Genomic DNA, 12,295 nt, shown 5'->3' with positions numbered 1-12,295 from the left:
GGCGCTAAATCGGGGCGGTTGCGGCAAATAGCCACTGCTGCGCCTCACTCTCTACCAGCGGCATGAGTACCTCCCGCACCTGCTGGTGGTAGTCGTCCAGCCACTGTTTTTCCTGCTCGCTCAGCAGGTGCAGTTCCACCTGACTCAGATCGATCGGGATAAGCGTCAGCGAGGCGAATTTGCAAAAGCCCGGCAGACTCTCTACCACTTCCACCTGGTTTTCAATACGAATGCCATACGCATCGGCCAGATAGTACCCCGGTTCGATGGTCATAATATTCCCCGCCACCAGCGGCCATGGATTGACCTTTTTCGCGATGCGGTGCGGATTTTCATGAATTAGCAATTGATGCCCCACGCCGTGGCCGGTGCCGTGATCGAAATCGAGACCCAGCTCCCACAGAGGTCTGCGGGCAAAGGCGTCAATCTGGTGTCCCTGGGTGCCGGACGGGAACTGCAGGCTCATCATCGACAGAAAACCTTTGAGCACGGCCGTATAGTGCAGACGACACTGAGCGCTCAGCGGGCCGTAGGCCAGAGTGCGCGTAGCATCGGTGGTGCCATTATGATACTGGCCGCCCGAGTCGTTCAGATAAAAGTCGCGGTGGGTGATGGCCTTGTTGGTGCTTTCGCTTGAGTGGTAGTGGCACATTGCCGCATTACTGGCGGAGGCTGAAATGGTGGCAAAACTGGGTTCGATAAAGCCGGGCTGTTGCGTGCGGAAAGCCAGCTGCTGTTCTTGCGCTTCCAGCTCGGTGAGCGGATTGCCTGCCGCCTCACGCCGGGGCACTTCACGTGCCAGCCAGGCGAGGAAATTAACCCATGCCGCGCCGTCATACTGGTGAGACTGACGATAGCCCGCCAGCTCCACCGGGTTTTTTAGTGCCTTCATCAGGGTGATGGGATCGGCATTCCAGACGATCTCACCCGATTTTTCTACCGCAAAACGCAGGGCTACGGGGGCGGTATCGGCATCCATCATCACGCGCTTGCCCGCCGAAAGATGCTGGCTCCGGGAGAGGAAATCACCTTCTGAAGAGAGGGTAAGGCTCGCCAGTAGCGCAGGCGAGAGCGAGCGAGTCTTGTCGGCGTTAACAAACCACTCGACGCGACCATCGCGTCCCAGCAGGGCAAACGAGTTGGGCACCGGGCTGGTTGGAATATCACTGCCACGCACATTCAACAGCCAGGCGATGTTGTCCGGCTGGGTAATCGCCAGGTAATCCGTATTGTGAGCATCAAGCAGGGCGGCGATGCGCTGGCGTTTGTCGGCGCTGTTCTCCCCGTTGTACTCATAGGGCATTTCGCGGATGGCCCCAACCGGAGCCGGGGGGCGATCGTGCCAGATGTCGTCAAAGGGGGAGTCATTCAGCGGCACCAGCGTACACTGGCTGGCACGCAGAGCGTCGTATTGCGCCGGGGTCATCAACATAGCTTCAAACGCGATACGCGCACCGGGGCGGAGATTCTCGCGCAGCCAGGGGGCCAGCGGATCATTGTGCAGATGCAGGATCTCGAAGGCGTCTAAATCAACCTGCTCACGAACCTGAACCTGATAGCGGCCATCGACGAACATCAGTGCGCGATCCTGGAGGATCAACGCATGGCCCGCCGAGCCGTCAAAGCCGGTCAACCAGGCCAACTGGTCATCGTGCGGCGCGCAGTATTCGCTTTGAAAGGCATCGGCCCGCGGCACGATCATGCCGTCAAGGTTCTGCGCGCGAAGCCATTCGCGCAGCGCGGATAGAGAGGATGGGGTTTGCATAACGCTCCTTTTTTATGATTAGCGAAACGGCGGCTCGTTAAAGGTTCGCAGTTTGCGCGAGTGCAGCTTATCGCCTTCGGCCCGCAGCCGATCAATGGCCCGAATGCCAATCTGTAAATGTTCGGAGATCGCCCCCTCGTAGAAGCGGTTCGCCTGCCCGGGCAGCTTGATTTCGCCGTGCAACGGCTTGTCGGATACGCACAGCAAGGTGCCGTAAGGGACGCGGAAACGGTAACCCTGGGCGGCGATAGTGGCGCTTTCCATATCAATGGCCACCGCGCGGCTCAGGTTGAAGCGCAGCGCTGAGGCGGAGTAACGCAATTCCCAGTTGCGGTCATCGGTAGTCACCACCGTACCGGTACGCAGGCGCTGTTTAACCTCTTCACCCGGCATACCGCTCACCTCTTTCGTGGCGTCGTAGAGCGCGCGTTGTACTTCGGCAATGCTTGGAATGGGGATGTCCGGAGGCAGGACGGCATCCAGCACGTGGTCATCACGCAGATAAGCATGTGCCAGCACGTAATCGCCAATCAGCTGGCTTTCACGCAGGCCGCCGCAGTGACCAATCATCAGCCAGACATCCGGGCGCAGCACAGCAAGATGATCGCAGATGGTTTTGGCATTTGACGGTCCTACCCCGATGTTAATCAGGGTGATGCCCTGGCCGTCGGCGGTGATCAGGTGCCAGGCCGGCATCTGGTGTTTTTTCCACGCCAGGTCAGAAATGGCCTGTTCTGGCGCCTCGGTCTCGGCGGTTATCCAGATCCCGCCTGCGCAGGAGAGGGCAATGTACGGGCTATCCGGATCGAGGATCTGGCTGCATCCCCAGCGCACGAACTCATCCACATAGCGGGTGTAGTTAGTGAACAGCACAAACGGCTGGAAATGTTCTGCCGGGGTGCCGGTGTAATGGCGCAGACGCGCCAGCGAGAAATCCACCCGGCGCGCATCAAAGTGCGAAAGGGGGGAATACTCCGCCGGATGGTAGATCCCGTCAGCGGTCTCATCACCAATTTGCGACAGCTCGGTGGTCGGGAAATGGCGCGTCAGCCCGGCGCTCATGGAGCGATCCAGCGTCAGGGCGGAGCCATCTATCACGTAGGGATAGGGGATCTCGTGGCGCGAAGGCTCTACGGTGATATGGGCGTCATAATCCCGATACAGCAGCGTTAACTGCTCTTCCAGATAGGGGCGAAACAGCATCGGACGGGTCACGGTTGTGGAGTAGCAGCCGGCGTGCGTAAACCGGCCATAGGCGCGGGTTTTGGGGGAGTTGGTCACGCTGCCATCCCAGGTGACGGAAAGCGATGGATAGACAAACAGGCCGTTGGCTCTGGCTTCCACATCAGGAAGCGTACCGTCTTCAATATAGTCACTGATGGCATTACGTAAATCGCTTACTGACTGCTCGTACAGCGCGTTCAGTTTTTCCAGTGCCTGAGCCGGGGTCAGGCCGGAGCCCTTATTATTCATCTCTTTCTCCTTGTTCCACAGGTGTACGACATACCCGATAGTATGACACCGTCTTATGAAACAAAAGTCAGGCAACGCGAAGCAGCGAAGGCAGAACGCCTTCGCTGTAGAGATTATGTGTGGGAGGGAGATTTCATCAGCAGGGCGGTGAGGGCTGAAATCAGGCAGCCCGCCAGCAAATAGATAGCCACGCTGTGCCAGTCGCCACCGGAAAAGGTGACCAGTGCGGCGGCGATAAAGGGGGTGAAGCCGCCGCCGACTACGCTGGCGACCTGATAACCGACCCCTGCGCCGCTATAACGATAGCGGGCCCCGAACATGCCGGTGAACATCGGCTGCTGCACGCATACCACCATGTCATGGGCCACGTTCGCCAGTAGCACAGAGAAAACCACAATCCAGAAGATGGACTGCGCTTCCAGAGCCATAAAGAACGGAAAGGCGCTGAGGCTGCCGATAAGCGCGCCGGTGATATAGACCCGACGACGACCATAGCGATCCGCAAGCCACGCGAAGCAGGGGATGGTCAGGCAGCTCAGCCCACCCACCAGCAGGCCGATATTGAGAAATAGCTCGCGCGGCAATCCCAGATTTTGTGTGGAGTAGTTCAGCGCGAACGCCGTGACGATATACATCGTCAACAGTTCACACAGACGAAGGCCGATGATTTTCAGGAATACGCCCGGATGGCGGATCAGGGCCTCCATTACCGGTAAGCGCTCTTTTGTAGCCGGTGTGGTTTGCTGCTGTTCAAATTCGGCGGACTCTTCCATCCCGTTACGCACCCACAGTGCGGCAATCACCAGCACGATGCTGAAGAGAAACGGAATGCGCCAGCCCCAGCTCAGAAACTGCTCATTGGTGGTGAGGGCACTTATCAGCGAAACCAGACCGGTCGAGAGCAGGAGACCCACCCCGTAACCCACCTGTACGCCGCTGCTGTAGAAAGCTTTCTTTTTCGCAGGTGCGCTCTCGACGGAGAGCAGTGCAGCACCCCCCCATTCGCCGCCTACGGCAAAGCCCTGAATGGCGCGCAGGGTGACCAGCAGAACCGGAGCCCACCAGCCAATCGTGGCAAAAGAGGGCAGTAAGCCAATCAGCGCCGTAGCAATCCCCATCATCCAGACGGTAAGCATCAGCATCCGCTTGCGGCCCAGCTTATCGCCGAAGTGGCCGAAGATAATCCCGCCCAGCGGACGAAAGATGAACCCAACGCCAAAGGTGGCAAAGGCGGCGAGCGTTCCCATCGCCGGGCCTATCTGCGGAAAGAATTCACTGTTAAAGACCAGCGCCGCGGTGATGCCATATAACAGAAAATCATACCAGTCGACGACGGCACCAGCGAAGCTGCCGAGGGCTGCCCGGCGGGCGCGATTGAGCGAAGGTGCCTCCGGGTCGGGGCAAGGGGAGGTGAGGGTGGAATCCATAGTTATCCTGTCTGTCACTTATTTCTTTTTATAGGTATCGATTAAAGATTACTCACATAGCCGTCGCCGAAACATTGGCAACGCTTATGAGACTACCGCGACTGCGCACAGGAGAAAACGATTAAATCGTCCGGAGATGAAAACCGCCCCGCCGGGCCATGCCAAAGCCTGAACGGGCACGCCATCAGGAGCAAGATGTTACGCGAATAAAATTACACCGCGCCTCGATTGTTGCCTATGACGAAGCATTAAATAATAGATGTTAGTAATAAATAAGCCGGCTACGGCAGATGTCAATAGCGTTATCAGCCACATGAAATAACGGATTTTTAATGAAAGGTCTTCAGAAGGCATTATTAACTTTGTTGCTGCTGTTATATATCACGTCGGTTAACGCTGGGGTAAATATCGGCGGCACTCGCGTCATTTATGACGGCGGGAAAAAAGAGGCAGCACTGAGCGTTTCCAACCCGGACAACGTGCCCTATTTAATTCAGTCCTGGCTAGATAACCCGGATAAAAGCGCCGGGAAGGTGCCTTTTATTATTACGCCGCCGCTTTATCGACTGGATCGCGGGCAAGAGAACGTGATGCGCATCGTGCGGGCGGGAAATCTGCCGGATAATAAAGAGTCGATGTACTGGCTTAACATTAAAGCAATTCCGGCGGCTGAAAAAAAAGCCAACTCATTGCAGATCGCGATAAAAACGCGCATCAAATTAATATATCGCCCGGTAGGGTTAAGAGATAAAGGGGCGGAAAACTTCGCCAATGACCTGGTGTGGCGAATCGCCGGCGGACAAATTCTTGTCAGCAACCCCTCTCATTATTATATGAATTTTAACCAGATTACGGTTGCAGGGAAAAATGTCCCCGAGCCCACCTACGTTGCGCCTGGGGCATCGGCCGCTTTTGCCTTACCCGCGGGCGTTAACACCGGGCCGGTGACGTTCAAATTGATTAATGACTATGGTGGCGTGGGTGCCATTCATCGCGCCGCTATATAACGGATATAAAACCAGGGAATAGGTATTACGCGTTATGCAGAAGAAAATGTATCCCTGGTTTCCCCGGGCCCGTCTCGCCTGTCTGATTGCACTGGCGCTCCCCGCGGTCGTGCAGAATGCCAGCGCGGAAGAGTATTTTAATCCGGCATTACTGGAAGTGGACAACCCTTCAATGAAAGGGGTCGATCTTTCACAATTTGAGGCCGGTGCTCAGGCGCCAGGTAAATATCGCGTGGAGGTCGTACTCAACGATCAAACGGTAGATACCCGCGAGATTGAATTTGTCCGCGTAGAAAATGCGCAAGGGGATCACAGCCTGCAGCCCTGCCTGTCGGAAGGGTTGCTGCAAAGCTATGGCGTAAAAACCGGGCTTTATCCCCGGCTCGATGAAGGCCACGGATGCGTTAATTTAGCCGCGATCCCCAAGGCGTCGGCTGATTTTAACTTCGGTTCACAAAAGCTGTTGTTAACCCTTCCTCAGGCGGCATTAACATCGCAGGCCCGGGGCTATGTTGCGCCGGAGATGTGGGATGAGGGGATTAATGCCCTTTTACTGAATTACAGTCTCAGCGGCGATAATAGCTGGAGCAGAAACCGTACCTCTGATAACAGCAACAGCCAGTACGCCAACCTGCGTCCGGGGATCAATATTGGGCCGTGGCGCCTGCGCAATTACACCACCTGGAACCGTGATTCTGACGGTAAGGCGCGGTGGGATTCGGCCTATACCTATGCCCAGCGCAACATCGTGCCCTTAAAAAGCCAGATGACCCTCGGTGACAGCACCTCGCCTTCCGACGTCTTTGATAGCCTGCCCTTTCGCGGCGGCCAGCTGGCTTCCGACGACGATATGCTGCCCGATAGTCTGAAAGGCTATGCGCCGGTGGTGCGCGGTATTGCGCGTACCAATGCGCAAGTCATTGTGCGACAGAATGGTTACGTTATTTATCAGACCTATGTTGCGCCGGGCGCGTTTGAAATTACCGACATGTACCCAACCGGTGGCGCGGGCGATCTCAATGCCGCCGTAAAAGAGTCGGACGGGAGCGAGCAGGATTTTGTTGTGCCTTTTGCGTCGGTTCCGGTGTTGCAGCGGGAAGGGCGGCTGAAGTACAGCCTGACGGGCGGCCACTATCGTCCCAGCGACAGCAACGTGGATAAAAAAAACCTCCTTCTTGGCACCGCTATTTATGGTCTGCCCCAGGGATTTACCCTGTACGGCGGCGTGCAGCAATCCACTCCGTACCAGGCTTACGCTCTGGGCGTGGGTAAAAATATGGGAGGAATGGGTGCGCTATCTGTCGATGTGACCCAGGCCTGGTCAAGCCCAAAAGGGGGGAGCTCGTCGAAAGGACAAGCCTGGCGCATACGCTTCAGTAAGAATTTTACCGATACCGGAACCACCTTCTCTGCCACCAGTTACCGCTACTCCACGGCAGGTTATTACGGTATGCAGGAGGTGCTGGACTCCTGGAGTGACGATAATACCCTGCAGGATCGTCGCCGCAGCCGGGCCGAGCTGACGCTAAGCCAGACGCTGGGACCCGCTTATGGCTCTCTCAGCGGCAGCGCAATCCGGGAGGATTACTGGAACGCCAGCAAGACCATGAGCTCGTACAGCCTGAGCTATAACAACGCCTGGCAGGGTATATCCTGGGGGATCAATTACACCTACAGCAACAACGCCAGCGCCGGGGGCGGCAACGAAGGGAAAACCTACCCGAAAGACCAGATTATTGCGGTGAATGCCAGTATTCCGCTCGACCGGTTCCTGAGCCATACCTGGGCCAATTACGGCCTGAATACCAGTAAACAGGGGGAGACCACCCATTCGCTGGGGTTGAGTGGCACAGCCATGCAGGGGGATGCGCTGAGCTGGAGCCTGCAGCAAGGCTATGGGAATGACGGTGCAGGGCACTCGGGTAATGTCAGCGCCGATTACCACGGGACCTATGGCGAAGTCATCGGCGGTTATAGCTATGACGAAACCCGCCAGCGGATGAACTATGGCCTGAACGGCGGCATTCTGGCGCATGCCGACGGCATTACCCTGGCACAGCCTTTCGGCGAAACGCTGGCGCTGGTTAAAGCGCCAGGCGCATCCGGCGTCGGCATGACCGGTCAGTCCGGCGTGAAGACCGACTACCGCGGCTATACCGTAGTCAGCAATATCTCCCCGTATCGTAAAAATACCCTTTCCCTGGATCCGGCGACCTTATCCGATGACGTTGATCTGCAGTTAACCACGCAGACCGTGATCCCCACGCGAGGCGCCATCGTGCGCGCGCAATATATCGCCAGCGTCGGTAATCGCGTCCTGATGACGCTGACCCGAACCGATGGCCGCCCCGTGCCTTTTGGCACGACGGTTACCCTGAGAGGCGAGCAAAACGGGGCGGGATTCATCGTGGGAGACGCGGGGCAAGTCTATTTAACCGGGCTACCTGATAACGGTGAACTCCTGGCGCAATGGGGCAAGGAAAAGAATGAGCAGTGCCGGGTGTACTTTACCCTTCATCAGCAGGATGCAGAATCAGGAGTGGTGCTAAGCAATGAACATTGCAAATAAAATTGGGTTAAATAACGCCCTCAGGTTTTTTATGCTGGTGATAATCTTTGGCGTCAGCGAGCAGGCCTGCGCAACCTGTAATTTTGCCAGCGGCATGGAGCCACAAACTCTTGGGTTCACACCCAGCGGGGTTATTGTGCAGCGGGATGCACCGGTGGGGTCGGTGATATACTCCAGCACCTCCGGAGAGGGGCCGACATTACTTAACTGTACCGGCGACAATACCAACTATTACAAGATGACCTATCTTGGCGGGATACCCACTTCTATTGCTCACGCCTATGCCACCAATATTCCAGGCGTCGCCATAGAGGTTGATTTGGGCTGGGGAAAATTAGACAACCCGGCGTCAACAGACCAAACGGGCGATGCCACGGTGAATATGCCGTGGGTAAGATATCGGTTATATAAAACAGGGGATATCCAACCGGGATCATTTACGGTAGCACAGTTAGGCACCTGGACCGTTTCCGGTATCACGCCGGTGACCATTAATCTGATGGGGGGCTATGTTGCACAGGTCGCCTGTTCTGTCACGACGCCCCAGTTAACATTTCCTGTCGGGAATGTATTGAATTCAGAATTCGGTACAACGGTCGGTTTTATTGCAGCGAAAACCAGCACCCAAAATCTCGGGCTGAATTGCGACAGAAATGCAAATATCAACGTGACATTAAATGGCACGCAAAATCCAGATGTAAGTGACGCCAGCGTACTGGCACTGAATAATCAAGGGGGGGCAAATACAGCGCAAGGCGTTGGAGTACAGTTATTATATGATGGGAAACCACTTATTATTAACAGCACACTTTCATTAAAACACTCCAGCGGCGGGAGCGAAACATTTCCTATTACTGCGCGTTATTATCAAACAAAAAACCATGTATCCGTCGGCGAAGCCAATAGTTCAGCTACGCTCACGCTGACATATCAATAATCCAATGTAATCTCTAAATACCGATGCCAAGGCAGGCTAAAAATGAAAAAATATTTATGTTATGTGGCGGGTTCCGTTTCGGCAATGCTGTTTGCGGGAAATATCTATGCGGCAGATAACGTTAATATTAACGTAACAGGAAAAGTGATTGCTTCACCGTGTACAACAATTAATGGGGGTTCAAATGCGCTGAATGTGGACTTAGGACAAGCTATTCAGGCGTCCAGCCTGGCAACAGCAGGCGCAGGTACCACGTTAAAAACCTTCGATCTCCCCGTGGCGGGCTGCCCGGCAAGTACCACCAACGTGAAGGTGACCTTTACTGGCACACCTGATTCTGGCGACAGCACCCTGTGGGCAAACAGTGCCGCTAATGCGGCAGCCAACACCGCTGTCGAGTTATCGCAGCAGACGACCGACACCATTTTGAGCAATAACAGCTCACTGATTGGTGCCGTCAGCGAGGGCAGTACGACGTTTAAACTGCAGGCTCGCGTGTTGTCAAAAGCGGGCTCAGTAATGCCTGGCGATGTCTCGTCGGTTATTGTGGCCGCGTTTGAATACCAGTAAATCAGGACGCGTTGTCTTAGTCGGGCCAGGGCAGAAGGCCATGCGCACTCTGCCCGAACCCTTAAGGGCAAACGTAAAAAAACCGCTCAGGTTTTCCTGAGCGGTTTCTTCAAAATTTGGCTCCTCTGACTGGACTCGAACCAGTGACATACGGATTAACAGTCCGCCGTTCTACCGACTGAACTACAGAGGAATCGTGTGAACGGGGCGAATATTAGCGGCCTCCGATGCGCTTGTCAAAGGGGGAAAACCGCCTTGTGTATCGTTTGCTGACAAAATCAACAAAGTGCTGATTTTGCCAACGGATTGCACAGATTTGGTGCACTCATACCCCTAATGGGGCAGATCAGAAACCACTGTTACGCTTCTCTTTTTACGACTAACAATTGGAATCTCTTATTTTCAGGCGCTTAGCGAACATATCCGACCTCCTCTCCAAAACTGGCAAGCATCTTGCAAAACCCTCTACAACAATTCGCGCCGGAACCGGCAACGCATTTCGTACAGGGGGCAAAATGAACTTAAGACGACTGAAATACTTCGTAAAAATCGTCGACATCGGTAGCCTGACTCAGGCCGCAGAAGTGCTGCATATTGCGCAGCCCGCGTTGAGCCAGCAGGTTGCTACTCTGGAAGGCGAAATGGATCAGCAGCTGTTAATCCGTACCAAGCGCGGCGTTACGCCAACGGAAGCCGGAAAGATCCTTTATACCCATGCACGGACTATTCTGCGTCAGTGTGAACAGGCACAGCTGGCGGTGTGCAACGTCGGGCAGACGCTAACCGGACAGGTTTCAATTGGCCTGGCACCCGGAACGGCGGCTTCCTCTGTGACCATGCCGCTGCTGCAGGCCGTTCGCGCCGAACTGCCAGAAGTACTGGTTTATCTGCATGAGAACAGCGGCTCCGTCCTGAACGATAAATTACTGAGCGGCCAGCTAGATATGGCCGTGCTCTACGATCGTTCGCCGGTGGCAGGCATCACCAGCCAGCCGTTACTAAAAGAAGATCTTTTCCTGGTGGGGACGCGCGATTGCCCAGGGCAGAGCGTCGATCTCACGGCCGTCGCAGAGATGAACCTCTTCCTGCCCCGTGATTACAGCGCCGTACGCCTGCGGGTCGATGAGGCCTTTTCCCTGCGCCGCCTGACGGCGAAAATCATCGGTGAAATCGACTCTATCTCGACCCTGACTGCGGCGATCGCCAGCGGTATGGGCGTGACGGTTCTGCCTGAATCTGCCGCGCGTTCTCTCTGCAGTGCAGCGAACGGCTGGATGGCCCGTATTACTACGCCTTCGATGAGTTTGCCGCTCTCGCTTAATGTCTCTGCCCGCGGTTCGTTGTCACCTCAGGCTCAGGCGGTTAAAGAGATCCTGATGTCGTTGGTGAGTCGTCCATCGCTGGAGAATCGAGAACTGCAGCTGGTGAGCTAATATTCCATAAAAGCATAAGATGCGGGTTTTTATTATTTGTTCTCGGGGTAGGCAGGCTCTAACAATAGAGCCATGTCAGATGCCCCGGAGCGAACAGTGAACTTCCAGCAACTTAAAATTATTCGCGAGGCGGCCCGTCGGGATTACAACCTGACCGAGGTCGCCAATATGCTTTATACCTCTCAGTCCGGCGTCAGTCGTCATATCCGTGAGCTGGAAGAGGAGCTGGGTATCGAGATTTTCATCCGCCGCGGTAAGCGTCTGCTGGGGATGACCGAACCGGGAAAAGCGCTGCTGACCATCGCAGAGCGTATTCTCAACGAAGCCAGTAACGTTAGCCGTCTGGCCGACCTCTTTACCAACGATGCCTCCGGGGTGCTGACTATCGCCACCACCCATACCCAGGCACGTTACAGTCTGCCGCCGGTGATTAAGGCTTTCCGCGAGCTGTTTCCGCAGGTGCGCCTGGAGCTGATCCAGGGGACACCCCAGGAGATAGACGTTCTGCTGCAAAATGGTGGGGCGGATATCGGTATCGCCAGCGAGCGTTTAAGCAATGATCCGCAGCTGGTGGCTTTTCCCTGGTTCCGCTGGCATCACACGCTCCTCCTGCCGACCGATCACCCCCTGACGCAGATAAACCCACTTACGCTGGAAGAGATCAATAAATGGCCGTTGATTACCTATCGGCAGGGTATTACCGGGCGTTCGCGCATCGATGAAGCCTTTCATCGTAAAGGGTTAACGCCAGACATTGTGCTCAGCGCCCAGGACTCCGACGTGATTCGCACCTACGTCGAGCTGGGCCTGGGAATCGGGCTGGTGGCCGAGCAGTCCGGCACTGAGAGCGAGCCGGGTAATCTGGTGCGCCTTGATACACGCCACCTTTTCGATGCCAATACGGTCTGGCTTGGTCTGAAGCGCGGTCAACTGCAGCGTAACTACGTCTGGCGTTTCATTGAACTCTGTAACGCCGGCCTGTCGGTGGATGAAATCAAGCGCCAGGCCATGGAGCCGGAAGAGGTGGCGCTTGATTATCAGATTTAGAACCCACGCACCCGCGACAAAAGCCTGCCATGCGCAGGTTTTTTTACGCCCGCACCGGCACGCGTTG

Annotated in this window: 9 protein-coding genes and 1 tRNA gene; 6 read left to right on the top strand and 4 right to left on the bottom strand. The window is 55.6% G+C overall.

All coding sequences use genetic code 11. The features are described from left to right. Positions 1-4 precede the first annotated feature (4 nt). From JZ655_RS13315 to shiA, 3 genes are all read right to left on the bottom strand, one after another. Positions 5-1,765, bottom strand: coding sequence for an aminopeptidase P family protein (locus JZ655_RS13315; RefSeq protein WP_207292020.1), 1,761 nt, complete (start codon positions 1,763-1,765; stop codon positions 5-7). An 18-nt stretch (positions 1,766-1,783) separates the two neighbouring features. Then, positions 1,784-3,238 carry an AMP nucleosidase gene (locus JZ655_RS13310; RefSeq protein WP_207292019.1) on the bottom strand — a complete coding sequence of 485 codons (1,455 nt, stop codon included), beginning with the start codon at positions 3,236-3,238 and terminating at the stop codon, positions 1,784-1,786. Between the two features lie 113 nt (positions 3,239-3,351). Then, a complete protein-coding gene (gene shiA, locus JZ655_RS13305; protein WP_207292018.1) occupies positions 3,352-4,665 on the bottom strand; it encodes a shikimate transporter in 1,314 nt (437 codons plus the stop codon). A 332-nt stretch (positions 4,666-4,997) separates the two neighbouring features. On the opposite strand from shiA, the gene JZ655_RS13300 reads away from it, so the two are divergent. The 4 genes from JZ655_RS13300 to JZ655_RS13285 all read left to right on the top strand — a co-directional run bounded on the left by JZ655_RS13300 (position 4,998) and on the right by JZ655_RS13285 (position 9,748). Beyond that, positions 4,998-5,672: a fimbrial biogenesis chaperone gene (locus JZ655_RS13300; protein WP_207292017.1), complete on the top strand. Its 675-nt coding sequence runs from the start codon at positions 4,998-5,000 to the stop codon at positions 5,670-5,672. A 34-nt stretch (positions 5,673-5,706) separates the two neighbouring features. Continuing rightward, positions 5,707-8,241 (top strand): fimbria/pilus outer membrane usher protein, encoded by a 2,535-nt coding sequence (locus JZ655_RS13295; RefSeq protein WP_242637271.1) that lies wholly within the window; start codon positions 5,707-5,709, stop codon positions 8,239-8,241. Then, entirely contained in the window at positions 8,225-9,178 is a 954-nt protein-coding gene (locus JZ655_RS13290; protein WP_207292016.1) for a fimbrial protein, read from the top strand. Before JZ655_RS13295 ends, JZ655_RS13290 begins: the two co-directional genes overlap by 17 nt. Positions 9,179-9,373: 195 nt before the next feature. Then, the gene (locus tag JZ655_RS13285) at positions 9,374-9,748 is read left to right on the top strand and encodes a fimbrial protein (protein ID WP_207292015.1); all 375 of its coding nucleotides are present in this window, start codon (positions 9,374-9,376) and stop codon (positions 9,746-9,748) included. Positions 9,749-9,865: 117 nt separating this feature from the next. Here JZ655_RS13285 and JZ655_RS13280 read toward each other — a convergent pair. Continuing rightward, a tRNA-Asn gene (locus tag JZ655_RS13280) sits at positions 9,866-9,941 on the bottom strand. Between the two features lie 322 nt (positions 9,942-10,263). Here JZ655_RS13280 and nac point away from each other — a divergent pair. After that, on the top strand, positions 10,264-11,181 hold the full coding sequence (gene nac, locus JZ655_RS13275; RefSeq protein ID WP_040074943.1) for a nitrogen assimilation transcriptional regulator NAC: 918 nt from the start codon (positions 10,264-10,266) through the stop codon (positions 11,179-11,181). Between the two features lie 96 nt (positions 11,182-11,277). Then, positions 11,278-12,228 carry an HTH-type transcriptional regulator Cbl gene (cbl, locus tag JZ655_RS13270; RefSeq protein ID WP_207292014.1) on the top strand — a complete coding sequence of 317 codons (951 nt, stop codon included), beginning with the start codon at positions 11,278-11,280 and terminating at the stop codon, positions 12,226-12,228. The last annotated feature ends 67 nt before the right edge of the window (positions 12,229-12,295 follow it).

Origin of the sequence: Leclercia pneumoniae, from assembly GCF_017348915.1 — a bacterium.
Classification (GTDB): domain Bacteria; phylum Pseudomonadota; class Gammaproteobacteria; order Enterobacterales; family Enterobacteriaceae; genus Enterobacter; species Enterobacter pneumoniae.
This window is presented reverse-complemented; position numbering and strand designations above follow the sequence as displayed.

What these genes read in the sequence shown, in the direction of transcription:
- JZ655_RS13315 (WP_207292020.1), bottom strand. Translation starts at nt 1,765, where the DNA reads ATGCAAACCCCATCCTCTCTATCCGCGCTGCGCGAATGGCTTCGCGCG.
- JZ655_RS13310 (WP_207292019.1), bottom strand. Translation starts at nt 3,238, where the DNA reads ATGAATAATAAGGGCTCCGGCCTGACCCCGGCTCAGGCACTGGAAAAA.
- shiA (WP_207292018.1), bottom strand. Translation starts at nt 4,665, where the DNA reads ATGGATTCCACCCTCACCTCCCCTTGCCCCGACCCGGAGGCACCTTCG.
- JZ655_RS13300 (WP_207292017.1), top strand. Translation starts at nt 4,998, where the DNA reads ATGAAAGGTCTTCAGAAGGCATTATTAACTTTGTTGCTGCTGTTATAT.
- JZ655_RS13295 (WP_242637271.1), top strand. Translation starts at nt 5,707, where the DNA reads ATGCAGAAGAAAATGTATCCCTGGTTTCCCCGGGCCCGTCTCGCCTGT.
- JZ655_RS13290 (WP_207292016.1), top strand. Translation starts at nt 8,225, where the DNA reads ATGAACATTGCAAATAAAATTGGGTTAAATAACGCCCTCAGGTTTTTT.
- nac (WP_040074943.1), top strand. Translation starts at nt 10,264, where the DNA reads ATGAACTTAAGACGACTGAAATACTTCGTAAAAATCGTCGACATCGGT.